Source organism: Citrobacter sp. Cpo030 (genome assembly GCF_030333005.1).
GTDB classification, from domain to species: Bacteria; Pseudomonadota; Gammaproteobacteria; order Enterobacterales; family Enterobacteriaceae; genus Citrobacter; species Citrobacter portucalensis.
In genome coordinates, this window is the sequence record NZ_JAOWGT010000050.1 from 131,162 (window position 1) to 156,652 (window position 25,491).

Annotated in this window: 23 protein-coding genes and 1 pseudogene; 4 read left to right on the forward strand and 20 right to left on the reverse strand. The window is 52.1% G+C overall.

The window, feature by feature from the left end:
- Positions 1 to 40: 40 nt before the first annotated feature.
- Positions 41 to 955, reverse strand: a complete 915-nt coding sequence (gene ldcA / locus OGY37_RS08490) for a muramoyltetrapeptide carboxypeptidase (RefSeq protein ID WP_003833548.1) — start codon at positions 953 to 955, stop codon at positions 41 to 43.
- A gap of 98 nt (positions 956 to 1,053) precedes the next feature.
- Here ldcA and emtA point away from each other — a divergent pair, with 98 nt between their 5' ends.
- A complete protein-coding gene (gene emtA, locus OGY37_RS08495; RefSeq protein WP_286620550.1) occupies positions 1,054 to 1,665 on the forward strand; it encodes a membrane-bound lytic murein transglycosylase EmtA in 612 nt (203 codons plus the stop codon).
- Between the two features lie 11 nt (positions 1,666 to 1,676).
- On the opposite strand, the gene ycgR is transcribed toward emtA, so the two are convergent.
- A complete protein-coding gene (gene ycgR / locus OGY37_RS08500; RefSeq protein WP_003833545.1) occupies positions 1,677 to 2,411 on the reverse strand; it encodes a flagellar brake protein YcgR in 735 nt (244 codons plus the stop codon).
- A gap of 201 nt (positions 2,412 to 2,612) precedes the next feature.
- Here ycgR and OGY37_RS08505 point away from each other — a divergent pair, with 201 nt between their 5' ends.
- Positions 2,613 to 2,867, forward strand: a complete 255-nt coding sequence (locus OGY37_RS08505) for a GlsB/YeaQ/YmgE family stress response membrane protein (RefSeq protein ID WP_003020908.1) — start codon at positions 2,613 to 2,615, stop codon at positions 2,865 to 2,867.
- A 41-nt stretch (positions 2,868 to 2,908) separates the two neighbouring features.
- Here OGY37_RS08505 and OGY37_RS08510 read toward each other — a convergent pair whose 3' ends face one another.
- The 17 genes from OGY37_RS08510 to OGY37_RS08590 all read right to left on the reverse strand — a co-directional run bounded on the left by OGY37_RS08510 (position 2,909) and on the right by OGY37_RS08590 (position 23,579).
- Positions 2,909 to 4,879 (reverse strand): TonB-dependent receptor plug domain-containing protein, encoded by a 1,971-nt coding sequence (locus tag OGY37_RS08510; RefSeq protein WP_286620553.1) that lies wholly within the window; start codon positions 4,877 to 4,879, stop codon positions 2,909 to 2,911.
- 23 nt (positions 4,880 to 4,902) lie between these two features.
- Positions 4,903 to 5,760, reverse strand: a complete 858-nt coding sequence (gene modD / locus OGY37_RS08515) for a ModD protein (RefSeq protein WP_191235519.1) — start codon at positions 5,758 to 5,760, stop codon at positions 4,903 to 4,905.
- A complete protein-coding gene (locus tag OGY37_RS08520) occupies positions 5,757 to 6,569 on the reverse strand; it encodes a class I SAM-dependent methyltransferase (protein WP_063940854.1) in 813 nt (270 codons plus the stop codon). The genes modD and OGY37_RS08520 overlap by 4 nt, the downstream gene beginning before the upstream one ends.
- Before the next feature lie 9 nt (positions 6,570 to 6,578).
- Positions 6,579 to 7,340: an ABC transporter ATP-binding protein gene (locus OGY37_RS08525; protein ID WP_286620556.1), complete on the reverse strand. Its 762-nt coding sequence runs from the start codon at positions 7,338 to 7,340 to the stop codon at positions 6,579 to 6,581.
- A complete protein-coding gene (locus tag OGY37_RS08530) occupies positions 7,337 to 8,296 on the reverse strand; it encodes a FecCD family ABC transporter permease (protein ID WP_410743355.1) in 960 nt (319 codons plus the stop codon). The genes OGY37_RS08525 and OGY37_RS08530 overlap by 4 nt, the downstream gene beginning before the upstream one ends.
- A 26-nt stretch (positions 8,297 to 8,322) precedes the next feature.
- Entirely contained in the window at positions 8,323 to 9,345 is a 1,023-nt protein-coding gene (locus tag OGY37_RS08535; RefSeq protein ID WP_286620559.1) for an ABC transporter substrate-binding protein, read from the reverse strand.
- A gap of 207 nt (positions 9,346 to 9,552) precedes the next feature.
- A complete protein-coding gene (locus OGY37_RS08540; RefSeq protein ID WP_286620561.1) occupies positions 9,553 to 11,265 on the reverse strand; it encodes an alpha,alpha-trehalase in 1,713 nt (570 codons plus the stop codon).
- Between the two features lie 170 nt (positions 11,266 to 11,435).
- On the reverse strand, positions 11,436 to 12,866 hold the full coding sequence (dhaM, locus tag OGY37_RS08545; protein ID WP_063940851.1) for a dihydroxyacetone kinase phosphoryl donor subunit DhaM: 1,431 nt from the start codon (positions 12,864 to 12,866) through the stop codon (positions 11,436 to 11,438).
- A gap of 10 nt (positions 12,867 to 12,876) precedes the next feature.
- Positions 12,877 to 13,509 (reverse strand): dihydroxyacetone kinase subunit DhaL, encoded by a 633-nt coding sequence (gene dhaL, locus OGY37_RS08550; RefSeq protein ID WP_020996617.1) that lies wholly within the window; start codon positions 13,507 to 13,509, stop codon positions 12,877 to 12,879.
- Between the two features lie 11 nt (positions 13,510 to 13,520).
- The gene (gene dhaK, locus OGY37_RS08555) at positions 13,521 to 14,591 is read right to left on the reverse strand and encodes a dihydroxyacetone kinase subunit DhaK (protein ID WP_003833521.1); all 1,071 of its coding nucleotides are present in this window, start codon (positions 14,589 to 14,591) and stop codon (positions 13,521 to 13,523) included.
- 325 nt (positions 14,592 to 14,916) lie between these two features.
- Complete coding sequence (locus tag OGY37_RS08560) at positions 14,917 to 16,191, reverse strand: Glu/Leu/Phe/Val family dehydrogenase (RefSeq protein ID WP_032943729.1); 1,275 nt, start codon at positions 16,189 to 16,191, stop codon at positions 14,917 to 14,919.
- Positions 16,192 to 16,514: 323 nt separating this feature from the next.
- Positions 16,515 to 17,483 carry a Csu type fimbrial protein gene (locus OGY37_RS08565; RefSeq protein WP_286620563.1) on the reverse strand — a complete coding sequence of 323 codons (969 nt, stop codon included), beginning with the start codon at positions 17,481 to 17,483 and terminating at the stop codon, positions 16,515 to 16,517.
- A gap of 13 nt (positions 17,484 to 17,496) precedes the next feature.
- Positions 17,497 to 19,782 (reverse strand): fimbria/pilus outer membrane usher protein, encoded by a 2,286-nt coding sequence (locus OGY37_RS08570; RefSeq protein ID WP_284968710.1) that lies wholly within the window; start codon positions 19,780 to 19,782, stop codon positions 17,497 to 17,499.
- A gap of 55 nt (positions 19,783 to 19,837) precedes the next feature.
- The gene (locus OGY37_RS08575; RefSeq protein ID WP_003833508.1) at positions 19,838 to 20,560 is read right to left on the reverse strand and encodes a fimbrial biogenesis chaperone; all 723 of its coding nucleotides are present in this window, start codon (positions 20,558 to 20,560) and stop codon (positions 19,838 to 19,840) included.
- Between the two features lie 14 nt (positions 20,561 to 20,574).
- Positions 20,575 to 21,105: a Csu type fimbrial protein gene (locus OGY37_RS08580; RefSeq protein ID WP_003833507.1), complete on the reverse strand. Its 531-nt coding sequence runs from the start codon at positions 21,103 to 21,105 to the stop codon at positions 20,575 to 20,577.
- A 309-nt stretch (positions 21,106 to 21,414) separates the two neighbouring features.
- Positions 21,415 to 22,146: a MerR family transcriptional regulator gene (locus tag OGY37_RS08585; protein ID WP_286620568.1), complete on the reverse strand. Its 732-nt coding sequence runs from the start codon at positions 22,144 to 22,146 to the stop codon at positions 21,415 to 21,417.
- Between the two features lie 203 nt (positions 22,147 to 22,349).
- Positions 22,350 to 23,579, reverse strand: a complete 1,230-nt coding sequence (locus tag OGY37_RS08590) for a diguanylate phosphodiesterase (RefSeq protein ID WP_286620570.1) — start codon at positions 23,577 to 23,579, stop codon at positions 22,350 to 22,352.
- Positions 23,580 to 23,897: 318 nt separating this feature from the next.
- On the opposite strand from OGY37_RS08590, the gene ycgZ reads away from it, so the two are divergent.
- Positions 23,898 to 24,134 (forward strand): regulatory protein YcgZ, encoded by a 237-nt coding sequence (ycgZ, locus tag OGY37_RS08595; RefSeq protein ID WP_003833500.1) that lies wholly within the window; start codon positions 23,898 to 23,900, stop codon positions 24,132 to 24,134.
- Between the two features lie 40 nt (positions 24,135 to 24,174).
- Complete coding sequence (locus OGY37_RS08600; RefSeq protein ID WP_008784991.1) at positions 24,175 to 24,447, forward strand: hypothetical protein; 273 nt, start codon at positions 24,175 to 24,177, stop codon at positions 24,445 to 24,447.
- A gap of 67 nt (positions 24,448 to 24,514) precedes the next feature.
- Here OGY37_RS08600 and OGY37_RS08605 read toward each other — a convergent pair.
- A pseudogene (locus OGY37_RS08605) lies at positions 24,515 to 25,491 on the reverse strand (IS3 family transposase); the annotation flags it as partial.

Sequence of the window (25,491 nt, forward strand, 5' to 3'; positions counted from 1 at the left end):
ACAGAAACAGCGTTTTACTTAGCCCTATTAGCCGCTTTTTTTACGATTTTAGTACCGGATGCCCACTTAAGGTGAGCTGAGTGCCGTTTTTATCATTTTTCAGCACCGCATTGGCTCCCAAAGGCAAGGTGACAGTGCGTTGTTCATGGCCAAAATCGAGGCCGCAGATCAACGGTACTGATAATCTGGCGCGCAGAAAATCACAAACTGAATCAAGATTGTAACCGGCATCGTAATCATTGGGTGCGCTACCGCTAAAACTGCCAAGAATAATGGCGTTTTGCTGGGCCAGTATTCCGGCGTGGTACAGCTGCAGCAGCATACGCTCGACACGGAATGGATGCTCGTTAATGTCTTCCAGCACCAAAATGCCGTTTTTGATAGCCGGCATCCACGGTGTACCCATCAGCGAAATGATCATCGCCAGATTTCCGCCCCACAGTGTACCTTCAGTTGCGCACTGCGGACCCTCACCCTGCCATTCGAGGGTAAATTGGGCATTACGCAAAGCCTGCCAGAAATGGTACTCGGTGAATGCGTTCATTTCTTCGGCGCCGAAGTTCGCCGCCAGCATCGGGCCGCTGAAGCTAATCACATTCCCCTGTGCCAGCAGACCACACTGGATCGCCGTAAAATCGCTGTGTCCGCACAGCAGTAACGGATCTTGTTGCTGGCGGGCTGCCAGCCCCTGCCAGTCAATTTCTGCCAGTAAACGGCTCGCGCCATAGCCGCCGCGTACCGCCATCACAATAGTATCGGGGGTTTTCAGATTAACGAGTGAGTTAACATCAGCGAGCCTTTCTGCCTCTGTACCTGCAAAACGCTGGCAGCGGCGCGCAATGACTGCTGAATTGTCGACCTGATGACCGGCCTCAGTAAGACGCGCAAGCCCACGTAAGGCAGCCTGCTGATTGATACAGTAGCCCGACGGGGCAATTAAGTGAAACCGGGACATGGCATTTCCTTGCTACAACTAAAACCAAATGTATATCATGCCGCGTAGGTATGTCGTTGTCACCTCAGCGACAGGTTCCGGCTATAAGGATAGATGACGTGAAATTGAGATGGTTTGCTTTTTTGGCTGTATTACTTGCGGGCTGTAGTTCAAAACATGATTACAAAAACCCGCCGTGGAATGCTGAAGTTCCGGTTAAACGCGCAATGCAATGGATGCCGATCAGTGAAAAAGCCGGTGCGGCCTGGGGTGTCAGTCCACAATTGATTACCGCTATTATTGCCATTGAATCAGGCGGAAATCCGAATGCGGTCAGTAAGTCCAATGCGATTGGTCTGATGCAGTTGAAAGCCTCAACTTCAGGACGCGATGTTTATCGCCGCATGGGTTGGAGCGGAGAGCCGTCGACCAGCGAGTTGAAAAACCCCGAACGCAATATCTCCATGGGGGCCGCATACCTGAGTATTCTCGAAACCGGGCCGCTGGCCGGGATTGAAGATCCGCAGGTGATGCAGTATGCGCTGGTAGTATCGTACGCCAACGGCGCGGGCGCATTGCTGCGAACGTTCTCTTCCGACAGGAAGAAAGCCATCAATAAGATCAACGATCTCAGCCCGGATGAATTTATTGAACATGTTGCGGACAATCATCCGGCGCCGCAGGCCCCGCGCTATATCTGGAAGCTTCAACAAGCGCTGGATGTGATGTAGTTCGTGTGAGTTTACTCGCGCACCTTATTCGATTTTTCCCGGGCCTCGCGTTCAAGGGAAAAAATAATCCGCTGTAAGTTCCGCTCCACCGCCGGGCCGACGTTGAGAAAACGAAAGCTCAGGCGGGGAGTGGTAATGGTTTCGTTTTTGCTGTCGATAACTTTGCGCTCGCTAATGGAAATGAGCTGGGCGTCAACGTGATACACCCCCCATTGCTCCATATTCAGTTCAACCTGCGCGAAGCGTATACCTTCTACCAGTCCTTCTGGTTTTGCCGTTTCTAACAGCCCGCCCATACCGCCAAGCGATAAATCGAATAAGCGAAAGCACAGCGTGCTGTTGTCCGGCATTTTTGCCGTGCAGCGATAGGGAGGGTGCAGCGGAGCGCCGATGCGGAAATATTCGCGACGCTGCACAAACCACAGAGAAGGCGGCAAGGATGAAATAAACGCCGGCAGTTGCTGATACTCGCCTTTTTTCAGCTGTGGCAGGGTGAATTCTACTTTGGCTCCCTGCGTTTCGGCGATAATCGAGATCTGGCTGGCCCGCTGTACGGCCTGGTTTTCATATTCCTGGCTGCCAAAATCCATGACCAGCTCGTCCGGGCTGACGGCCAGAACTTTGCTGATGAACTGGCCGCCCGACCAGGAGATACGCAGTGGAACCTGCTGCGACTTTAAGTCCCGAAGTACACCTAACACCGCTAACGGATTTTGCTTCAGGAACTGCTCATTGTAGTTACTCACACCTAATGACTCCTGGATGCCTGGTTTGTCGTTGGGTTATCGGCATCAATCGACGGAACTTAATACAAATGGATGAAATTTTTTACCAAACCCAATGAATTAAGTCTGCGTGATAAAAGCATGTCGCGACGGCTTGCCTATACTTTAAGTGCTGGCGCAGGAATGTCTTGCGCGTGCGTTCACTGGAAAGAGGGCCTGAAAATGGGAATTATTGCCTGGATTATTTTTGGTCTGATTGCGGGGGTTATCGCCAAACTGATTATGCCGGGGCGCGATGGCGGGGGATTTATCCTGACCTGTATTCTGGGTGTCGTCGGTGCTGTGGTCGGTGGATGGCTGGCAACGATGTTTGGTATTGGCGGCGATGTCAGCGGGTTTAATCTCCACAGCTTCCTGGTGGCCGTGGTCGGCGCGATTGTTGTGCTGGGTGTCTTCCGGCTTGTACGACGAGATTAATCGAACGGCCCCTGTGGGGGCCGTTTCTCTATATGGCTAAGTCAGAACTGGTACTCAATCCCAGCCCAGTAATTACGGCCTTCTTCGATAAATCCTTCGCTGTACACGTATTGTGTATCGAACAGGTTATTGACCGAAGCGTTGACGCTAAACCCGTGACCGATGGCGTAGTCGGCGCGTAAATGGGTAATGGCGAAACCTGCGGCTTTCTGCGAGCCGTCGCTATTGCTATAGCTCGATGAGCGGGCCTCTTCAGACAGCGTAATGCTCAACGGATCCCACGGTTTCAGCGTCATCCATGCGGTGAGGGTTTGCGTCGGCAAATCGGTTATTTTGCCGATGTCTCTGCGTTTGACATCCGCATGAATCAGGCCATAGCTCAGCCCAACATCCAGCATATCAAAGACTTTACCTTTAACGCCTGCATCCAGACCGGTGTAATCCACCCGGCCGCTGTTCTGATTCTGGATGGTATCGGCATCAATATTGTGCGAAAGAATGGCATCGCTGATGCGATTGTAATAGACGCTGGCTTCGAATCCCCAGTCTTTGCCAAGTGAACCATTCCAGGTCAGATCCACGCTGCGAGCGCGTTCCGGTTTAAGCTGCGGATTGACCAGCGCCACCTGGTTATAGGCCGGTTTCGAGGTGGTGTAGCGCTCTTTCAACGTCGGGAAACGCGTTCTGTCAGAGTAGGACAGCGCTAATGTGTCAGCATTATCGAAGTGATATTTGGTCATCATCTGCCAGTTGAAAGCTGACTGATTGTTGTCATCATAGTGGGTGACGCTGCCATTTTTCTCGTGCTTCATGCCTTCCAGACTGTCGCGCCAGTCATAACTTATTCCCGCCACTACATCGACATTATCCGCCGCTGCCCACTGATATTCACTGGCAACAGACCAGGTGCGGTCTTCGTAACGGTCGTAAGCCGCATTAGGTGCGCCTTTCTCGCGGTGAACATCATCCTTCCAGTTCACTGCGAAAGAGAGCTGGTCGTTTTCACGCATATCCGCAGCGAGCTGCAGACCAGCTCCATCGCTATAGTCTGAATAATGACTGTAGCTGCCTTTTTTGTTTTTCAGATCGGCAAGCGAGTTGTACATCATCAACGTATTTTCAAAGGTATCGCGATACAGACGGCTTTTCAGGGTAAAACGGTCGCCCAGATGGGTAGTGCCCTGATAGTAATAGCTCTCTTTATCGTACTGTGGCCATTGCCAGTAGCGTGATTTCTGACTGCTGGTTCCAGCGTACGGCGGGTTATCTTTTTCACCGTCCTGATTAATATAGGTCAGCACATATTCGTCATCACCACGTGGGGTAAAGCCCAGCTTCACGATGCCGCGTTTGTCATCGGCAGAGGAGTTGATCATTTTGCCGTTGCTGCCCGCAACAGGGTTGTCCACGCCGTGCGGTAACCCAAGGAAATCCTGCTTCAACTGACTGCCACTGAGCTGGATGTAGCCGAGATCGTTGCTGGCGCCAAATGAAGCGTGCATATCGTGGGCATTGTCTTTGCTACGACTCCAGCCCTGGCGATAGCCAATGCTGCCTTCAATCGGTTTGGTAGGTCTTTTGGTGGTGATATTGATGGCGCCGCCCATCTGGTTCGGCCCTTGTAGCAGAGACGAGTAGCCTTTGGATACTTCAACCGAAGCGATATCGGAGGTCAGAAAACGGCCTAAATCGAGGTTGCCGTCATAGGGGATGTATACCGGCACGCCGTCAAAATAGACGGGAACCTGACGGCTGTCAAAACCGCGGACTTTCACCTGCTGCTCATTGCGGTTGCCTGACTTTTGCAGCACGACGCCGGGGACAACGCTCAGCGCCTGCGCCACGTTTTGCTTATCCAGTTGCTGCATCGTTTCCTGGCCGAGAACCGTAGTGGTTGCCGCGGAGGCCGGGCTTGACCAGACGGTCATGGTTTCGCTTTCCTGCCCAGCAAAAGCACTGTGCGCGAAAGCAAACGACAGGGCTGTGTAAAGACAACTTTTGTTGAAATTCATTATTTTTAGTCCATTTATTAATGTTATATGCCACGTGTGTCCGGGCTCAGGCTAACTTTGATATCCGCAGGCGGAGCGTAGTAAGGCGCGGAAGTGATGAAAAGTCTGATGCCACAGTCGAGATAACTCGCCAGCGAGGCGAGGGTAATGCCGCCAGTCAGCGCCAGCGTACAATGGGGGGCCAGAGAAGGGGCCTGGCGGACAATTTCTGTTGCTTGCTCAGGGGTAAATTTGTCGAGTTGCAGGACATCGGGCGCGGCGCGTAGCGCGGCTAATGCCTCATCTGGCGTATCTGCTTCAACCACGATCTTTTTTTCTGGCGCATGGCTGCGTAAGCGCGCAATCGCACCTGACCAGTCGTTTGGATTGGTAAGAAAATGGCGGTGATTAGCAAACAGCAGTACCGTTTCGGCGCATCCTCCGCGATGGATAATGCCTCCCGCGGCGAGTATTGCCTGAGTCGCCAACAAACGCGTGCCGGGAATGGCTTTGCGGGTGCAGGCAATCTGCCCATCAGGATAGCGTTGGCGCAGTTGGCTCAACATGCTCTCAAGATAGCCCGAAACCCCGCAGCTCCATTCCAGGACATTTTGTACCGCTTTCCAGCCCTGATGCAGCGCCGCCGCATTCCCATGTGCGCAAATCAATCGCTGTCCTGCACTTACCTGTTCACCATCGGCAACCATGTCGCTGATGGTCAGCCCTAATGAGGCGAGCATTTGCCTGGCAACGGCGGTGCCGCTAACGCACCCGCCCTGGCGATGGTAAAATTCCATAACGCCCGGCTGTGCGCCAATACCCAACGCGCGGGTAGTCAGGTCGCCGCCCTGAATATCTTCCAGCAGCAGCGCGTCGGTTTGCGCCTGCGAAAAGTAGATCATTGCAGTGCCTCCCGCGGAACGCTGTCCCACCAGATAAGCGCCCAGTCACGGCTGGCGGGGGCAATCGTGCGTGGATCCTGCTGTTGATACCAGGTTTCCAGACGTTCGACCTCGTCGGCGCTCAGTTCACCCATACTCCAGCGCACGTTTTCCAGAAAACGCGTCCAGGTACTGTTGTCCTGCTGGCAGTTGGGTCCGCGGATAAAATCAACATGCGCGTGGATCCCCATCTGATACAGGACATTAAGCGCATAGATATAGTTGGGAAGCTCAATCACTTCGCGACCCAGTGCACGCTGAATGGTGGGGGAAACGAAAGATGAACTGACGAGATGAGTGGTGTAAACCCGCAGTCGGGCCTGATTATTCAGTTTGGTCATCGCCTGGCGCATATCGGCAACCAGCGTAGAGCGCGAAGCGACGGCGATATCGCACTGGGGTAAATCATCCCAGTGTTCCTCCCAGGCCCGCTGCACCCACTGTACGTGACGGGCGTTCATTTGCGCAGCGCGGCGGGCAGCTACGCTCAGCATTCCCTGGCTGTAATCTACTCCGTAAACTATTGGCATCTTTTTAGCCAACGCCAGCGAAACCGTACCGGGACCGCAGCCCATATCAAACAGCGACTCCGCCCCTTTCAGGTCGATTTTTCCCAACAGCTGTAGCAGATAGCTGTCGGTTAATGAGGCGCAATTCTCTGCCATTTTTTCCGCACGCTTATCCCAGTGCTCCGGTTTTTTCTCGGTTCTGTTCGCCAGCTGTAACTGTTTACGGTAAAGATCGGCAAAATCAATGTCGTCAATGAGCATTCTTATTCCTTAGTTGTGTGAGCCAAAGAGGTGATGGGCGATTTGTGACGGTGTAACGCGATACAGCGCTGCCAGACGATCGGTGGCTAGCTGCTGTTCAGGAAGCCCCTGCGACACTGCACCGTTCGGTTCAACGCGTACCACGCTGTCGGCGATTGCCCGGGCGTGCAACGGATGATGGGTCGACATCAGCAGGGCCATACCCGAGTTTTTCAGCGTCACTAGCGTGTCGAGCAGACGGATTTGATGCCCAAAATCCAGGCTGGAAGCGGGTTCATCCAGCAACAAAAGACGCGGACGCTGCGCCAGCGCGCGGGCAATTAACACCAGTTGCCGCTCTCCGCCGCTCAGCGTGTTCCAGCGTCGGGGCGCCAGGTGAGAGATTCCCAGCATCGTCATCTGCTGGTGCGCATTTTCACGCTCTTTAGCGCCGGGAACCACAAATGCCGCCAATTGCGGGGCCAGCCCCATCATCACCATGTCCAGCGCAGTGAAGGCAAACGCGCCGTCATGTGCCTGAGGAACCCAGGCGATAGCGGCGGCGCGTTGCCGATCGTTGAGATGATTTATGGCGACGCCATCAAGCAGAATGTCACCGTGAAGCGGCGGAAGAACGCCGAGAATGGTGCGCATCAGGGTGGTTTTTCCACTGCCGTTGGCCCCAATCAGACAACAGATGGAGCCGGGCGAAACCTGAAATGAGACATCGCGTAACACGGGCTGGTGACTGTGGTATCCCAACGACGCATGGCGGACGGTCAGTAGCGTCATGGGCGATTTCCCCGTAGCAAAAGCAGCAAAAAGAACGGTGCGCCAATAAATGCAGTCAGGATCCCCAGCGGAATTTCCGTGCTGCTTAGCGTACGGGCGAGGGTATCGGTGAGCAGCAGCAAAATGGCGCCGATCCCCATGGAAACTGGCAGCAACTGCTGGTGGTTATTGCCACTGAGGAGTCTGCCGATGTGCGGTACAACCAGCCCAATCCAGCCGATAATGCCCGCGATGGCAACGGTACAGGCGGTGATTAACGTAGCGCAGACGATCAGTCCCAGCCGCAATCGCGAGACGTTGATCCCAAACGATCGTGCTTCATCATCCGACAGGGTGAGCAGGTTCATGCGCCAGCGCAGCAGCAATAGCGGGACGAGTCCTGCGAAGATCAGCGGTGCCGAGAACCACAGGTCGTGCAGCGTGATCGTCGATAAACCGCCAAGCAGCCAGAAAGTGATAGAGGGGAGTTGGGTATACGGGTCGGCCAGCGTTTTGATGAGTGAAATTCCCGCACCGCATACCGTACCCAGCGCAATCCCGACCAGCACCAGTGTTAACACCGGGTCGTGACGCTTAACTCGCCGGGTAATTAACCAGACACCGGCGACCACGAATAAACCGCCCATGAATGCATACAGCTGAATGAACAGGATCGGTAAACCTAACAGGATTGCTAAACAGGCACCTAAACCCGCACCCGCCGCCACGCCGAGAATGTCTGGCGAGACCAGCGGGTTGCGGAACATGCCCTGATAGGTGGTTCCTGCGCCCGCCAGCGCCGCGCCGAGCAGCAATGCAGCCAGAATGCGCGGCAGGCGGATTTGCCAGAAGACGATTTTGTCCTGCATCGGTACGCCATCAGTACCTGTAATAAGATTCACAACCTGTTGTGCATCCAGGCGGTACGCGCCCGATACCGCAGCGATGCTCGCGCAAAGCACCACCGCTGCAATCATCAGAAAACCGAGGGTAGATGTTCTCATCAGGCGGCCACCAGCCGTTGATACTGTGCATCGCTGAGCGTGGTATGCCAGAACAGTTCGCTGTAGCGCTGCATATCGGTTTTAAAGCTCGCTTCAACCTGCGGATCAAGCCAGGCGTGCAGGCGGCGTAACCCCAGTAAACGGTTGATGCCGGGAGGTGCATCCAGCCAGCCAAACGGCAGACCGCTGAGAAACAGAATGCGCCGGTCAGCAACCGCTTTGACTCCTTGCCAGACCGGATCTTCTCGTAGGAACTGCGCTGTCACCGCATCCTGTACCAGGATAATATCCGGCTGCCAGCTGAGCAGATTTTCCATTGAGACCTGTGTGAGCCCCTGTCGTCCGGGGATGTGCGCCACATTGTGCAACCCCAATAGTTCTGCTGCTTCGGTATGCAGAGAACCTTGTAAACCAGTCTCCAGTCCTCTGGCACCGCGCGCGGCATAAAAACGCAGATTCGCCGCGGGTGAATGCGAGAAAGCTATTGCATCATCGATAAATCGACGGGCCAGCGCGGCCTGCATTGCGGTTCGCGAGACGACGCCCAATACTTCACCGACTGCGCGCAGCTGTTCTGGGGTATGGCGCAATTCGCCGTTAATCAGCAGCCAGGGAATGTGTGTTTGTGCGCTCACTTGTCTGGCCTGAGAAAGCCAGGTTTCATCGGCATTACCGCAGTCAATAACCAGGTCAGGTTTAAGCGCCAGGAGTGCTTCAAGCGAGAGCGTGCTGGCGCGCCCCGCCAGCCTGCCGAGTTTCGGCAAAGTCCGAATGTTATCGTTAAACGGGATGGCGGTCTGGCGAGAGAAATCAAAGGAGGAAAGCCCCACCAGTTTTTCCGGTGCGACGGCCAGCAGCAGCATGTCAGCAGGTGCGCCCGCGCTGACCACGCGTTGGGTCGTTTCTGGCTTCGGAGAGTCTCCAATGGCCACAGTCAGCGAGGTTTGAGCAAACGCGGGAAGATGGCGTAGCAGCAGTGCAGATGCCACGAGTTGGGCAAACATCCGTCTTGTCAGTGGCATTATCGGTATCCTGAAGGTTACAAAATCGCTATATATTTACATATACAGCGAATAAAAACATGTTCAGAATCAATTTCTCACGGATGAAAACCCCGGATACCCCATAAGGGCTAGAGGCCATAGAGACAGCTGGAAGGGGGAAATATAAGAAAGAAAAATCCGCGACGAAGCGCGGATTCAGGAAGTAAAACGGCTCAGGCTATGATGTTATGGCGTCGGTTGAGTCTGTTTTTTAGACTCGACTGGCGCTGTACTTGCCGGGGTCGGTCGTGATGCGGGTACGTTGTCACAGGGTTTTTCTTTGGCGCAAATCAGGTCGAGCATTTTCAGCGTTACGCCGTTGGTCCAGCCGAAACCATCCTGCAACGGATACTCACCGCCACCACCGCCGGTTCCAGTGGTGCTCACGTCATATTTTTCAACCAGCTTTTTCTCGCGATCGTAGGTGTGTTGAACATTGGTGAGGAATCGCCAGGTGACGTCCATGGCGACGTTATCCTGACCGTAATTCTGTAACCCGGATGCTGCGACCCACTGGAGCGGGGCCCAGCCGTTGGGGGCATCCCACTGCTGGCCGCTTTTCACCGACGTGGTAGCAAGGCCGCCCGGTTGCAGCAGATGTGCCTGGGTGGCCGTGGCGACTTTACTGGCGCGATCTTTTGCCGCTGCTTTGACATATAGCGGGAACAGGGCGGCAGCCGTGAGCTGGTTGCGTACTTTGTGGCTTTTCAGATCGTAGTCGGCATACCAGCCTTCTTTGTCGTTCCACAGGTACTTCTCGATCCCTTTTTGTCGGGCATTAGCGAAGCCATCGTACTGCGCCGCTTTGGCATCATCACCGGCAGCCTTGCTGGCGAGGGCGATCATTTTTTCCATTTTGTACATCAACGCATTGAGATCGACCGGAACGATGCTGGTGGTGCGCAGAGTGCCCAGCTGATTAGGATTGTCCATCCAGCGGGAACTAAAATCCCAGCCGGACGCGGCAGCTGAACGCAGGTCGCGGTAGATTTCTGTGGCCGGGCGGTTTGGGTTGCTTTTAGCGGTGGCAATATCCTCTACCCACGACTCTGGCCGAGGCGAATCGCGCTCATCCCAGTAGCGGTTCAAAATGGTGCTGTCATCCAGTTTAACCACGCGCTTATTTTGCTGACCGGGCTGGAGTGTTTCGATGCCCTCCATCCAGTAGCTGTACTCTTTGAGCATCTGCGGGAGGTATTTTTTCAGCGCATCATTTCCGTCGTGTTGCGCCAGCAGTTCAACCATAAAGGCAAAGAACGGCGGTTGCGAACGGCTCAGGTAGTAGGTCCGGTTGCCGTTAGGAATGTGTCCCCAGGAATCAATCTCGTAAGCGAAGTTTGCCACCATGTCCGAGACTTTATCCCAGTGATTGCTCTCGGCAAGCCCCAGCATGGTGAAATAGCTGTCCCAATAATATATTTCGCGAAAACGCCCGCCAGGTACCACATACGGCTCCGGGAGCGGCAGCAGCGAATCCCATTTTTCAGCGGTAGTGGTCGAACGAGTGAGTACTGGCCACAGTCCGTCAATATGTTCGCGCAGTGATTGCCCGGCCGGGGGCACGTATTTCTCGCCGTCTTTCGGCAAGGTGAAATTCACTTGCACAAAATGGCGTAAGTCGAATCCGGACTGATTTTTCTGCATCCGGTAATCGGCAAGGATCATTAATGGATCGCTGTTTGGCACCGCGTCGGCAAAGGTTTTCTGGTCAGGAAACAGTTTTGCTGTTTGTACATCGTTAAACAGGGGACCAAGCAGAATATCAGGCGGCGCAGGCGTAGCGGCTGGTGCGTCCTCGGCGTTGACGGTAAAAGAGGAAAGGGCAAAAAAGGTGCTTGCGAGCGTCAGTTTTATTGCAACAGAGAGCAGGCCAGGATGGCGAGTTGCTGGCGTTATCATCGGTTAATCTCCTTAGCGGCGTGCCGAAGTAGCGGCATTTACCATGAGAAAACCTTAGTTCAGGAATGACCGTTGCGCGTGATCGGCTCCCCATTTTGCGAATAAACAGACATTTCCCGACGTGAATAGAGAAGAAGCACACCCTTTGTTGGAAAGGGTGTGCTTCGGAATCAGTTTGCGCGGGTTATCCGCTGTGTGACACAGTCAATGGTCAGAGTATCGCCCATCTTGATGCTATCGAGAGCCGCGCCTTGCTGACACATCCAGCACAGACCCATTTCACGAGCGATAATCGCCGGATGCGAGGCTTCGCTGCCGTCCCGCAGGCAGATACCTTTGATGGTCTTCGGATCGAGTTGCAGTACCGTAGACGGATAAATGACATCAGCGACCAGGATAGTGGGGCGCAAAAATGCGGGAATTTGTGCGCTCTCTCCCGTCAAATGCTGCAGTGAACGAGACAGCAAATCTTCAATATCAATGTATCGCGCCTGCAGATAAGGATCATCGAGCTGTAAATACTGCTGGCTGAGATCGCTCAGCACCTGATGCCAGGCCCAGGCGGCGCTGCACTGCTTTTCGCGCATTACATCGCAGGCCATTTCAAAAAGTTCAGGATCGTCCAACAGCGTGTGGTGACCGGAGAAGATGGCAGCGATATCTGCGGAATATCGTTCTTCAGCAAGTGCGGTGAGTTCGCTCAGATCGTTCAGCGTACTTTGGATAGCGGTCTGTAATCGCTGCTGCTCAGCCTGGAGTGATGCGGCTAACTGCGGGTTTACCTCGGGCGAGAACGGCGTGTAACAGAATGCCGTCCCCGTGACTTTTGAGGGAGCCTGAGCTGCCTTGTTATCAGCATTAGCGGACTCGAGCGATTCACCAAAATTCTCTGCTGCCAGCTGTTTAAATGCGGCTAGCGCATCCTCTGCCTGTTCGCCTTTGGCAATCAGGCGCAGCGTGTCATTACAGCGAACCTGCAGCAGAGCTATCTGATTCAGGCTATCAGGAACCACACACTTGCCGTTTTTCTCCAGCCACATGTCGGCGTTAAAACCAGACAACGCGGAAACCAGCCGCGAAGCCGGGCGAACGTGGATGCCGTTAGGGTTTTTCACCACAATGGCAACAGAACGGGCATCTGCATCGGGAGACTGTACAGCAGATGCGGGTTTCGCTGCGGATGGCGAAGGTAAACCCAGTTGCTCACATTTGGCGTCGAGGGCGTTCATGGCATCACGGATGACCCGATCGATATCAGCACCCGCGGCGGCGCTAACCGTCGCGGCCAGTGTGCCTTCAACCAGTGGTGCTGCGCACAAACGCACTTTGGCGGCAATGCCAGGGTCGAGCAGTTCCAGCGCGGTTTCCGCACTCAGTAATGCACTACCGATATCCATCATCACCAGCACGTGGTCCGTATCGGCCACGGACTCGATGGCTTCCATCACCTTGATCGGATCGGTGCCAATCGGATTCTCAGGATCATCAATGCCTGCGGCAATGGCGATTTTGCAATCACCGCCCATTAACATCTGCCGGGCCAGCGCACCGACGCCTTCGCCCAGTTGGGCGCTGTGCGAAACAATAACCAGGTTTACCATCGCTTTATCCTTACTCTCTGGACGCCTGAGCCAGCATTTGCATCATAAACATCACCGATGTTGCGCCGGGATCCTGATGCCCAATACTGCGCTCACCAAGATAGCTGGCACGGCCTTTGCGAGCCTGCATGGTGATGGTGCTTTGTGCTGCGGCTTCCGCTTGCTGGCTTGCCGCTTCCAGCGCTGCTTGTACACTCAGTTTCTGCTCGCAGGACTGGCGTAAGGACTCGACTACTGGCAGCCAGACGTCGCACATGGTTTTGTCGCCAGGTTCAGCCTTACCGCGGCTAATCACACCTTCTGCGCCATCACGCATCATTTGATACAGCTCTTCAAGCGTCAGGCTTTGATGAGCCTGAGTCACCTGAGCGGCGCGAATAAAAAAGGTGCCAAACAGCGGTCCACTGGCCCCGCCGACGCTTGAGAGCAGCACCATACCGGTGTTTTTCAAAATAAAGCCGATGTCTTTGTCTGCGATGGACGGCAGCTTTTCAACGACTTTGCTGAAACCACGATGCATGTTCAGACCGTGGTCGGCATCGCCGATCTCCCGGTCAAGTCCGGTGAGAAAATCACTTTCTGTGGTGAAGATCTCGCCGCAACGATAGAGCCAGTTAACAATTTGCGTTCTGTTGAGGGACATCATAAATCTCCTTATTTACCCCAGTTGAGAGCAGGGGTGTGAACCGGTGCATCCCATAAGCTCAGCGTTTCGTCATCTACCTGTAACAGGGTGATCGAGAAACCGGTCATATCCAGAGAGGTACAGTAAGAGCCGATCAGGTTGCGCTCAATGACAATGCCTGCATCCTGACAACGGCTTTCGAGGCGGTTATATACGCCGAAGAGTTCAGACAACGGCGTCGCGCCGAGATTATTGACCAGCGCAATAACGCGATCGCCACTCTGTAACGCCCGCTTGCTTTCTTTACCTTCCTGCCACGCGCCCTGGACGTTGTCCCAGTGGCGGAGTGTACGGCTGTAGTTACCGTTTTCCAGCAGGGTATCGAACATTTCATCAACGGTCTGATCGAGAGAGGTGAAGGGGCGACGGTCTATGCCCGGTTCCCCGTGGATACCTACGCCAAATTCCATTTCGTTATCCTGCAGCGTGAAAGACGGTTGTCCGGCGGCTGGAACGGTACAGGCACCAATGGCTATGCCAATGGAGTGGCCCTGGTTATTCAGCTTACGGCCCAACGCCGCACAGGCTTCCAGCGAATCACCACGTTCGGCGGCCGCGCCGACCAGTTTTTCGATCAATACGGTATTCGCCACGCCACGTCGACCGGCGGTATACAAACTGTCTTTCACCGCCACGTCGTCATCCACCACCATGGTGGTGACTTTGACACCGCTTTCGTGCAGCAGCTCGGTAGCGGTTTCGAAATTAAGAATGTCGCCGGTGTAATTTTTGATTATCAGCAGCACGCCTTCGCCACCGTCAATTTGCATGGCGCATTCGAACATTTTATCCGGCGTGGGGGAGGTAAAAATCTCACCCGGGCAGGCGCCAGAGAGCATGCCCTGACCAATGTAGCCGCAGTGCATAGGTTCGTGTCCGCTGCCGCCACCGGAAAGCAGTGCAACTTTGCCCATCACCGGCGCATCTGCGCGGGTGACATATACCGGATCCTGATGCAATGCCAGGGAAGGATACGCTTTCGCCAGTCCGGCGAGTTGTTCATTCAGTACGTCTTCAACACGGTTGATCAATTTTTTCATTATTTATGCTCCGCAGACAGTCCTGGATGGCTGCCAAATTCGGGCAGGCATCTGATGTAGGGTATCGGTTGGTTCAACGTCACGGCGACCGCTCGCTGCCGATAAGGTAATTTTGCACACGGGTACGCAAAAGAAAATTGCTGTGAAGGGCGTTTCAATACGGAACGCCATCATTTTATAACGTTCCATATTGAAACGTAGCGGTGCATAAAACAGCGAAAATGAGAGATCGGGCAGTATTTAATGGGGATAGACTATGTGCAGGATTTTGCTAAAAAAAACCACCTGCCTGGCAGGTGGTTTATGCGAGGGGAAATTATCGGTATTAGCCCGGATAAATTCCGCGATCTTTACGTGCCAGCAGAATGCGTTCGCAGGCAACAATGTAGGCTGCGGTACGCAGGGAGCAGGATTTCTCAGCTGCTTTTTCCCATACGTGCACCATCGCATCAGTCATGATTTTGTCCATGCGATTGTTGATCTCTTCTTCACTCCAGAAGAAGCTTGCCATATCCTGGACCCATTCGAAGTAGCTGACGGTTACGCCGCCTGCGTTACATACGACGTCAGGTACCACGATGATACCGCGGCTTGCCAGCATATCATCGGCATCCGGGTAAGTCGGGCCGTTAGCGCCCTCAAGTACCAGTTTGCAGGTCAGTATTTCTGCACGCTGACGGGTAATCTGTCCTTCCAGCGCGGCAGGGATCAGGATATCCATCTCCACGCTCCAGAAGGCTTCGCTGGCGATGGTTTCAGCGCCTGGGAAACCGGCAATCTGTTTGTGCTCTAACTGCCAGGCAGACAGCGCGGTCATGTCGATACCCGTGGAGTTAAACAGCGTTGCGGTGTGATCCTGAATAGCGACGACACGCGCACCCGCTGCGGCGAACAGGCGGGCGGCTTCGCTGCCGACGTTACCAAAACCTTGTACCGCCACGCGAGCGCCTTCAACTTCAATGTTCGCACGACGCGCGACTTCCAGACCGCTGACGAAAACGCCGCGACCGGTGGCTTTATCACGCCCTAACGAGCCGCCGAGGTGAATAGGTTTACCGGTGACCACACTGGTCACGGTGGTGCCGTGGTTCATGGAGTAGGTATCCATCATCCAGGCCATGACTTTTCCGTTAGTACCTACATCCGGGGCAGGAATGTCTTTCTGCGGCCCAATGATAATGCCGATTTCGCTGGTATAACGGCGGGTTAAACGCTCCAGTTCACCTTCAGAAAGTGAGAACGGATCGACGCGCACACCGCCTTTGGCTCCGCCGTACGGCAGATTCAACGCTGCGCATTTGATGGTCATCCATGCAGACAGGGCCATCACTTCATTAAGATCAACATCAGGATGATAACGCACACCGCCTTTGCCCGGACCGCGGGAAAGGTTATGTTGCACGCGATACCCTTCAAAATGACGGATAGTGCCGTCATCCATCTGCACCGGGATATCGACAATCAGCGCGCGTTTTGGGTGGCGCAGGGTGTCCACCCAATGGGAAAGTTCGCCCAGGTAAGGGGCCACACGCTCGATTTGTTGCAGGTAGGTATTCCAGGCAGATGTGCTGCTATCTGAAGCGTAAGATAACTTATCCATGATAAACCTTAGTTATAAAAGTAATATATTCTTAATTTGGCCGTGGTATACAGTGAATCTCACCATATAAACCTAAATTTAACATTTTTTTCATAGAACGGCCTGCCTGGCTAACACGGATTATCGGTATGAGTAGTGTGGATTTTGGCTTGGTGGTGAATAGTTATTCTTTATTTTGGCTGTCATCGCGGTTTTTTTTGCGGTTTATGTAGTTTAATATGCATAACTTGTAAAAATCGCAATTTGTCAGATTTATGACGCACCTCTAAAAGTAAATAATATGATAATAAAATGTGTTTGCTTTATTGCTGTTAAGCTGGGCGTCAGTAGGTCACGGCGATGGTGACAGTATCGGCATAGTTGTCTGGCGTGTAGTTCGCGCTGGGAACGGTGGCGTAAACCGGGTAGGTAGTCGTTGTCCCCGTGCCGCTGCCCGCAACGGTATTAAGCGCAGTATTGCCCCAGATCGTACCGGAAGGACCTGGCGTCGAACTAAGCTGGTAGGGGACTTTATCCGTATTTGACCCCGTGCCTGCCATCACGCCGCTGCCTGCCGTATTGCCGTTGGAGGGTTGAAGTCCGATGGTGTAAGGCGTGTTATTAGAGCAGGCTACGCCTACGTTATTTGACGCCGTGAGATTACGACCCGTTCCGCTGGTGGGAGCAAAGCTGATGTTAGTCGCGGAGGTGATATTACACTGTTTGCTGACAGCAGCTGTGACGGTGAAAGGAAACCTGGCGGCAACGGTATCACCACAGGTGGTCGGCGGGAAAAGCAATCCAGGATTAAGGGTGACAAGGGCTGTCGCCGCCGTATAGCTATCCTGATAGTTTCCGGGGACGGCGGCGATTTGTGGCGTGACGATCTGCGCCGATACCGTGAGTGAACCTGTCACTGGCGTCAGATTCAGCAGGTTAAGCTGTACCATGGGAAAAGTGGTTCCCGACTGATACTGGCTGCCCCAGACTTTGGTGCGCCCGCTATCCTGGTAAAGCTGGTATGCCAGCGTTCTGGCGGGGTTTCCGCTTAACGACATATTTCGCGGTGTCACCTGGCCACTGACGGCCGAGGCGCCAATATTAAAACAGAGATTGATCCCTGCCAGCACGTCACCAAGCTCTTTGGTGCAAGTGTAACTGAACGTCATTGATGACGTTGCGCCTGTCGCAGACAGTGGATTGACCGAACCTAAATTTATGGATTGCACATTGCTCACCGAACAGGTTACCGCATGGCTAATTGCCGGACAAAAAAGTACGGCAGCGATGAGTAGCAAATGTCTTAACCTCATGAGCGCACTCCTGTTAGTGTGGGCGACAAACCAGTGGGCCTATTTGCGTAATCCCCTTTGCTGACGCGGGATAGTCAAATTGCACGCGACAACTACCGGTGTCCGTCTCAACGCGCAGCGTGTTGTGCTGCTCCAGGGTGTCGAACCATGTCATTCCATCAAAGCCAACGACAGACGATTGTCCTTTTCCGTTGATGGCGTAAGCCATGCTGCCTTCAGGAATTGGCTTACCCTGATTATCGACGAGGATAATCTGCGCAGCGCGGACGGGGGTGATGCCAAAGCTAACCAAGGTACCGGAACGATCGGCTGGCGTGGCATTCGTCTCAACGCGTGCGATCCGCACATTGGTGGGGAGATCCATCGGGTCAATACTGATCAGGTTTTTTTGATAACTGTTGAGCGGCGTGACCAACAGTAGTCCCTGGTCATCGCTGCGACCAATCAGGTTATTTTGCAATTTGACCGGAACATCAGGCACGCCGTCAGTTGAAACCACGGCAAAACCATTATTGATTTCTCTTGCTGCAAACAGGCCGCCTCCCATGGTCACCAGCGATCCGGTTGCGCCTGCATAACCGTAATGGTTATCCGGTAAACGGCTGAATCCCGCGTACGCTTTACCATAACGTCCCAGATATCCCACTTCTCCCTGGCCACTTTGCCGGGAAGCCTGCTGACTGGCGGCCAGATTCCAGCCCCAGCCGCCGTCGGCAGGGGGCGTCAGGCTGGCATTGAGCTGGTAGCCGGTTTCGTCGTTGGTACGTTGTAGGGTGCTGCTGGCGCTCAGATTGTTGTCGGTCGTGATCGTCACCATCAAATAGAGACTGCGATCGCGGTTATCGTCAATGTTCTGATTGAATCCGGCATTCAGTGAGATGTTGTCTGTAACAGACTTAAACCAGCTGGCGTTGGCGTAGCGCACCGCATTTTCGTGTGGATAACGAAACTGCAAATAGCTCAGGCTGACATTACCGGCTGCTTCCAACGAATAGCCAATGACTGTGTTGCTGTTAAGCGTGGGAGGCGGCTCGCCGTAATGGGTGGCGACATCGCGATAATCGCCGGAAGTTGCCGTGGTACTGGTACTGAAATTAAACCGTTCACCGGACCAACGGTAACCAAAACTGTACAAATAACCGTTCTTTCCTGAGTCGGTACTTGCGGCAAGTGAGGTCGAAAACGTGCCGCTGCGGGTTCCCGGGATCCAGTCGTTACTGAAGCCCGCGTTAATCAGTCCATCGCTGGTTTCCGCATGAGTCCCGGCGGTGAACGTATTGCTAAACCCGCGACGCCACGTAGCGCTCAATACTGGTGCGCTGGCATAATCAAAAGAGGAGTAACCATAATTTTCGCGTACCGTGCCTAATTCTGCCGACCAGGCGGTTAATCCTTCCCGCAGGAGTTGCTGATCGTTGTAGAACGAGAAATTTTGTACGCTCGTTCTGCCCAGCGCATCTGTCATCATTACCTGACCCGTTCCCGCGCCGCTGATGTTAGGCATTGTGTTGATCTGAAAGCTACCTGCGGGGACTTCTCCGTTGTAGTACCTGACGCCGTCGACGTACAGCTCAACGTTTGACGGTAACGTCGCGGATCCCAGATATGCTGGAAGCGGGGTGGTTGGCATATAGGGCTGCAACCCAAAATCGGTGCCTATCTGAATGCCGCCGATTCGCGTCGGTCGGGACCAGATGAGTGAACTTGTCAGGGTATCGCCAACGGTTAACGCCAACATCGAATCAGGAAATGACGTACGCCAGCTGGTATCAAGGCGCTCAACGCTGTTATCGGCATATTCCTCGGTAGAGTACTGCGTCAACTGGGTGGTGCTGAGCACGCCGGCCGCATTGAAGGCGCGAATTTCGCTGAAGGTATTGATTGCGCTTTCATCCCCCTGTTGCGTATAGATATCATAATTGAGCAGCGCCCCGCGTGATGTTGTTGCCGTTGGCACGGTTTCGGTGGGCGAGTTAAGCTGCGTGGTCGCAAGATCGAGTGAACTGAGTGGCGCAGTAAGCGAGAGCGTTTGCAACTGAACGTTGTAGTCAATGGTTAGCTGGGGGATATCGTTCAGGCCGACGGCGTTAGTGGCGTCTGGAGCAAAGCGAAAGCCCATTTTACGCAGAGTATCTGCTCCTGCATAAAGCTTTCCATTATCGTAGCCAAAATGTACCAGCCCAACGGGATTTCCATTTAAGGTGACGTCGAGATACAAATCGACACCCGTAATCTGCGAGGCGCTATTAATAACACCACTTTCATTCTGGTTATTATTCAGCGTTTGTGCGCAAACCATTCCCGATATTAATACTCCATTGAGAAAGCAATATTTCACCAGAAGCCAGGATCTGTTACAGATCTTGTACTGTTTTTTGGCCATTGATTGTGACTTCAACTTTCCCGCCATAATGATTATTCCTGGCTGACGGGGAGACTATCCAGCGCATTGTTGAGCCGGGTAAAACGTAGCCTAATAGTCCGGGTGTAATGACTTTTTTAGTACCATCAGGGCTTATAAATGTTGCAGCAGATAACTGTGCATGCCCATTTCCCTGATTACTGACTTCAATAAATTTTTTGCCATCCAGTTGTTGTAATTTCCATTGTAGTTTTGCCTGCGTTTGTGCCGCTGATGTTGGTTGAATGAAAACAGGAACAGAATAATGCAGCACAAACTGAAGCTTGTTTTTTTCGACTTTTGCAGGCGGTAACTCATCTATCGATAAACGATAAGCGTCTTCGGCATGTGCCGAGGGAGGGCTTGTGCGAATAACTCGAATCAACTGACGTTCTCCTGGGGCTAATGCCAACATCGGCGGGCTAATCACCAGCCCCTGAGAGGGGGAAAGTTTGTCGTCATAAGCGCTTTGACTCCAGCGAAAAACCCGAACCTGGGCATTGAGCACATTTTCACCCGCGTTACTCAGCCAGATACCATCGGCATTTTGCGTCGCTTGCAACGTTAACGTGACCGGGGCTATTTGCAGTCCGCTGGCGGTGGCTAGATTGACGCTCGCAACCATCCCTAGCAGGCATGCGCAGGCACACTGCTTTACAGGCAGTTTTACTCTCATATGGCTTCCAGAAGTTAGTAGTTAACGTTAACCGTTACCGTATCGGCATAGTCGTCAGGAGTGAAGTTGGCGCTCGGTGCGGTGGCATAAACAGTATACGTTTGCGCCAGACCTGTACCCGTCGCCGCTACCCCATTTCCTGGTGCGGTGTCGGTGGCGGTATTCCCCCACACCGGACCTGTTGCTGACGTACGATTTAGCTGATAGGGCACTTTATCGGTATTGGTGGCAGCGTTAGCTACGGAGGACATGGCGCCCGAACCCGTTGTCGTCCCTCCATTGGCAGCCGACGGTGCCAGACCGATAAAATAGGGTGTGGTTTTTGAGCAATTAATTGAAATAGTGTTGCTTGCACTGGTATTTGTCGCCGTGGTATTCACCGGACCAAGTGTAATATTTGAAGCCGATCCGGCAGTCACGGTACAGGCCTTTTGAATCGTCATCAGCACCTGAAATGTTCCGTTAACGGTTGCTGCATTAGCCACAGAAATAATGGAAAAGGCGCAGCAACAAAGAATTAAGCGTTTGTCTAAGACTAGAGCCATATCCTTTACCTTTTTCAAATAACCACATTTATTACTTTAGAAAAACAATAATGTGGCACAAGAAGACATAATTTAACCCTAGAATAAGTATTAGACGTACGCCAGTTGATCTAATGAATTTTACTTAGGAAAAAGGTGATGTCGTCTGCAAAAAAATAATACCAATGGGTTAGTATATTGTTTTGTTTTTATGCTATGGCCGAGGTTAAGTCAGGAGGATAGAGGGCAACATATTCCCTGGATGGTACTCAAAATAACCACCCACAAAATGAGAGTTGTATTATTTATCTTACACGTATTACGTGTAGGTTATGGGCTGTGGAAAATGACCTTATAACCTTGCTCATTCCAGTGTTGGAGCAGTTCATTTTGTCTGCGGGTTGGCGTAATACCGGTCCAGACAAAAAGGGTTTGCCCAGGGAAAAGTTCGGGTCTTGGCGATTCAATGGGTTCAGCCAGAACGGCAATGTGCCAACCAGATTGCGATAAGCGCCAGGCTTCGAGCCACAGACGGGTTCTGTCTTCAACATCCCAGGCCATCAGGAGGGCATCCTTTCCTGACTTGCGCCGCGTTTCAGACAGCAGTGTGGCAACATATTCAATCAATGCGCCATCAAGCATGCTGTTCATTATGCGAGATGTATTATGGTCAAGTATCAGCCGTTGACGTACGGGGCGATAAACGTGATCGATCAGCGCATCTACAGGGTGAACACGACCGAGTGCGGTAATTTTGGCTCGCAGCTTCGGTGGATGCGCCATGCGAAGAATGCTCATCATCTCTTCTTGTAATTGATTCCAGTCGTCGTCAGCTTGACGGGTACTGGTTTCCAGCAATGCCTTAACTTTCCCAACAGGTATGCCATTGCTAATCCAACGTTTTATTTCTTCAATACGCTGAATATCTTCTTCATCAAAGAGTCGGTGGCCACCTTCACTGCGTTGAGGTTTGAGTAAACCGTAACGTCGTTGCCATGCCCGAAGGGTGACAGGATTTATCCCGCAACGTTCTGCGACATCCCCAATGCTGTAATAAGCCATAGTTCCCCCGAACACTCCTGATTCTCCGTCACCGATATGCGGTTCCTGTTATTTTGTACAACATGCATCAAATTGTACAAAACATACAGAGGATTCTAGCAAAAATAAGATTTACTTTACTATCACGCAGGGAGCAAATGCTGAATTTTTATGTTCAGCATGAGGGCGGTTGTGGTGATTGTTTATTTATAACAATGCGTTAGTTATTTTGACGCTGAGAAATCATTTTTCTCTGGCCATGCAACAGACGGAATACCATTCAGGCAGGCTTGTGCAAAAAGGTTACCCTGGAAGATTTCAATACCTGCGGACTCAAGCCACATCCACTCTTCAGGTTTTTCAACGCCGACAGCGGAAATCATGATTTCCAGTGAAGTGCAGCATTTGATAATTGCCTGAATGATGGCCTGTCTTGGTCCACTTTTATGCACATCCGTGATCAGCTCGCGGCTTATCTTAATTCGGTCGGGTTGAAAACGAGACAGAAGCTGAAGCCCGGCAAAACCTGCCCCAAAATGATCTATCGCCACACAGATCCCCGCAGCCTTGAGTGACTTTACGGCCTGCGCGAACGTATCAAAGCGCGATATAACTTCGCTTTCGGTAAACTCTACAATGATTTGTTCAGGCACCAGTCCGTGCGCCGCGATTTCGTTTATCAGAAAGCTGACTGCATCGGATTTGTTTACCAGGGTCATGGGGAGCAGATTGACTGACAGCATTTTGTCGTTAAGTCCCAGCGCGCTTGCCATTGCAAAAGCAGCCTTTTTGCTTTGCAGATCCGCGGTATACAGTTCTTCAGGATTTAAGTTGCCAAAATAAGTTGCGGGCGTTTCACCGTCTCTACCACGAATAAGTGCTTCCAGAGCAATGACGCGCTGCGACATAGGATCGATAATGGGTTGAAAAGCAAAGCTGAAATCGATATTGGACGGGAGTGTGCTTTCATCCAGGAGAGTACAAGAGTTGTCGGCAATAAAACTCCAGTAATCAGGCGCAGGTATTTCAAAATAACTCGATTTTTCCGTCGCAAGGACAAATGTGCGGAAAAACTGTAATGCCCGGTCATCATAGGTGAGCTGAAATTTTGATGTTCCCTTGTTAAGTACCTCTTGCAGGACGTCATTGCGTTCATGTTTTTGTAAATCAAATAACTCCATCCCCACCTTTCCGAATCTTCTCGCAGGCGCGTAATCACACATCAGCTCAACGATATTGTGGTGCCGTGGATCGCTACATATACAACGATAAATCTCTTTTACCTGCTCCTCAGGACCTTCAAGCAGTTGGAAAAAGTGGCGGCCATTAAAGAGTAAAATCCCCGTAACATCGGATCGCCGGTTTTTTAGATTTGCGGCTGTCACCATATCCTCAAGCGCTCTGAGGGGGGCGTCATCACGTAGATGGCTACGGTAAATAATGGTCGTGAGCATGGGCAGTCCGGGATCAAGGGAAGGGAAGAGGTATGGACAGTATCAAACAAACCAGCTTATGTCCTGATTCTAATACATTATTCTAACTTTATTTTTACAAACAAAGGTCCTTAAACAGATCGAATTCATTTGTTAAAAGAAGTGAATTGTACAAATGAATTTGATTTTATGTGGTTGTATATTGATGCAAGTTGTTGATTGTATTGATTTAGCACTTTTTGATAAAAATTGATGGTTCGTGTTGTACACATTTTTGGTACAACTTTGCTACTGTTATAAAACTTAATATTCACCAGCATTTTGTTACAGGAGCATGACATGCAGCAGCATACCGTTCGCACTGATACTGCAAGCGCGATTTCTCGTTACTTTGCGAAGGCGCATCTGCCAACTCAACAGGAAACATTGGGAGAAATCGTCACTGAGATACTCAAGGATGGACGAAATCTGAACCGCAAATCACTTTGCACCAAGCTTCTGTGTCGTCTTGAAAAAGCATCCGGGGAGAAAGAACAGAAACATTACAATGCGTTAATTGGCCTGCTTTTTGAATAAAACAAACCCCTTACTTATAGGGGTAAGTAGTGAAGGAGTTATGAAGAAAACTGATAGTGAACGCCTGAAACATGAAATTACAGGTTTGGCTGTGCTAGAAATTTTGCGAATGCATACAGACGTTTCGTTAGCTGCAGTGATTAAGCAATTGCGACTTATGCAGGCCAGTGAAATAGATGGCACACGCAAGCAATTAATTGACAGCGTTATCAATGATTTTACAAACATTAATCCGGGGAAGATAAGTAGAAAACCGGATAAAACCAGAGATGAGAGTGCTTTCAGTGCCAGCAAAAACCCTAAATTACATTAAAGATAATCTTCCAGACTATACAAGCGAGGTTACCATGCTTCATGAAATTTGAATCGCCACGGATAATCTAGACACTTCCGAGCCGTTGATAATACTGGTTTTCATATTCTGTCGGTGACATCTGTTCGCTAGAACCATGCCGACGCTTACTGTTATAAAACATTTCGATGTAATCAAAAATATCACTGCGGGCTTCTTCCCGCGTTCCGTAGATCTTTTTCTTTATCCGTTCACGTTTCAACAACTGGAAAAAACTTTCTGCAACCGCATTATCATGGCAGTTACCGCGACGGCTCATGCTACCCTCCAGGCCGTGTGATTTCAGGAACGACTGCCACTCATGGCTTGTGTACTGACTGCCCTGATCCGAATGAACCAGCACCTGTTTTTCGGGATTACGCCGCCATACAGCCATCAGCAGTGCGTTCAGGACAATGTCCTTTGTCATCCGGGATTGCATGGACCAGCCGATAATTTTGCGTGAGAACAGATCAACAACAACGGCAAGATACAGCCAGCCTTCGTGGGTCCTGATGTAGGTTATGTCCGTTACCCAACGCTCATCAGGAGCATCCGGATTGAACTGTCGCTGGAGCCTGTTGGGTGACACGATACTGGCCTCGCCTTTACGTGCCCGCGGGCTTCGGTATCCGACCTGAGCCTTTATTCCGACACGTTTCATCAGTCTCCAGACTCTGTTTACTCCGCACTGTTGCCCGCTGTCACGCAGATCCAGATGGATTTTGCGATAACCATAGACGCATCCCGACTCCAGCCAGAACTGTTTAATCTGTCCTGTCAGTCTCAGGTCTGCCTGATGGCGTTGTGAATGCGGCTGCTGAAGCCAGGCGTAAAAACCACTGGGATGAACATCCAGCACCCGACAGAGCAGGCGAACAGGCCAGCAACAGGAGTTGTCACGGATAAAGGCGTACCTCAGTCGGACAGCTTTGCGAAGTACGCCGCGGCTTTTTTTAATATGTCCCGTTCGTCGGTAACCCGTTTCAGCTCTTTCTGGAGACGGCGGATCTCGGCCTGAGCATC

What these genes read in the sequence shown, in the direction of transcription:
- ldcA (WP_003833548.1), bottom strand. Translation starts at nt 955, where the DNA reads ATGTCCCGGTTTCACTTAATTGCCCCGTCGGGCTACTGTATCAATCAG.
- OGY37_RS08505 (WP_003020908.1), top strand. Translation starts at nt 2,613, where the DNA reads ATGGGAATTATTGCCTGGATTATTTTTGGTCTGATTGCGGGGGTTATC.
- OGY37_RS08510 (WP_286620553.1), bottom strand. Translation starts at nt 4,879, where the DNA reads ATGAATTTCAACAAAAGTTGTCTTTACACAGCCCTGTCGTTTGCTTTC.
- modD (WP_191235519.1), bottom strand. Translation starts at nt 5,760, where the DNA reads ATGATCTACTTTTCGCAGGCGCAAACCGACGCGCTGCTGCTGGAAGAT.
- OGY37_RS08520 (WP_063940854.1), bottom strand. Translation starts at nt 6,569, where the DNA reads ATGCTCATTGACGACATTGATTTTGCCGATCTTTACCGTAAACAGTTA.
- OGY37_RS08525 (WP_286620556.1), bottom strand. Translation starts at nt 7,340, where the DNA reads ATGACGCTACTGACCGTCCGCCATGCGTCGTTGGGATACCACAGTCAC.
- OGY37_RS08530 (WP_410743355.1), bottom strand. Translation starts at nt 8,296, where the DNA reads ATGATTGCAGCGGTGGTGCTTTGCGCGAGCATCGCTGCGGTATCGGGC.
- OGY37_RS08535 (WP_286620559.1), bottom strand. Translation starts at nt 9,345, where the DNA reads ATGCCACTGACAAGACGGATGTTTGCCCAACTCGTGGCATCTGCACTG.
- OGY37_RS08540 (WP_286620561.1), bottom strand. Translation starts at nt 11,265, where the DNA reads ATGATAACGCCAGCAACTCGCCATCCTGGCCTGCTCTCTGTTGCAATA.
- dhaM (WP_063940851.1), bottom strand. Translation starts at nt 12,866, where the DNA reads ATGGTAAACCTGGTTATTGTTTCGCACAGCGCCCAACTGGGCGAAGGC.
- dhaL (WP_020996617.1), bottom strand. Translation starts at nt 13,509, where the DNA reads ATGTCCCTCAACAGAACGCAAATTGTTAACTGGCTCTATCGTTGCGGC.
- dhaK (WP_003833521.1), bottom strand. Translation starts at nt 14,591, where the DNA reads ATGAAAAAATTGATCAACCGTGTTGAAGACGTACTGAATGAACAACTC.
- OGY37_RS08560 (WP_032943729.1), bottom strand. Translation starts at nt 16,191, where the DNA reads ATGGATAAGTTATCTTACGCTTCAGATAGCAGCACATCTGCCTGGAAT.
- OGY37_RS08565 (WP_286620563.1), bottom strand. Translation starts at nt 17,483, where the DNA reads ATGAGGTTAAGACATTTGCTACTCATCGCTGCCGTACTTTTTTGTCCG.
- OGY37_RS08570 (WP_284968710.1), bottom strand. Translation starts at nt 19,782, where the DNA reads ATGGTTTGCGCACAAACGCTGAATAATAACCAGAATGAAAGTGGTGTT.
- OGY37_RS08575 (WP_003833508.1), bottom strand. Translation starts at nt 20,560, where the DNA reads ATGAGAGTAAAACTGCCTGTAAAGCAGTGTGCCTGCGCATGCCTGCTA.
- OGY37_RS08580 (WP_003833507.1), bottom strand. Translation starts at nt 21,105, where the DNA reads ATGGCTCTAGTCTTAGACAAACGCTTAATTCTTTGTTGCTGCGCCTTT.
- OGY37_RS08585 (WP_286620568.1), bottom strand. Translation starts at nt 22,146, where the DNA reads ATGGCTTATTACAGCATTGGGGATGTCGCAGAACGTTGCGGGATAAAT.
- OGY37_RS08590 (WP_286620570.1), bottom strand. Translation starts at nt 23,579, where the DNA reads ATGCTCACGACCATTATTTACCGTAGCCATCTACGTGATGACGCCCCC.
- ycgZ (WP_003833500.1), top strand. Translation starts at nt 23,898, where the DNA reads ATGCAGCAGCATACCGTTCGCACTGATACTGCAAGCGCGATTTCTCGT.
- OGY37_RS08600 (WP_008784991.1), top strand. Translation starts at nt 24,175, where the DNA reads ATGAAGAAAACTGATAGTGAACGCCTGAAACATGAAATTACAGGTTTG.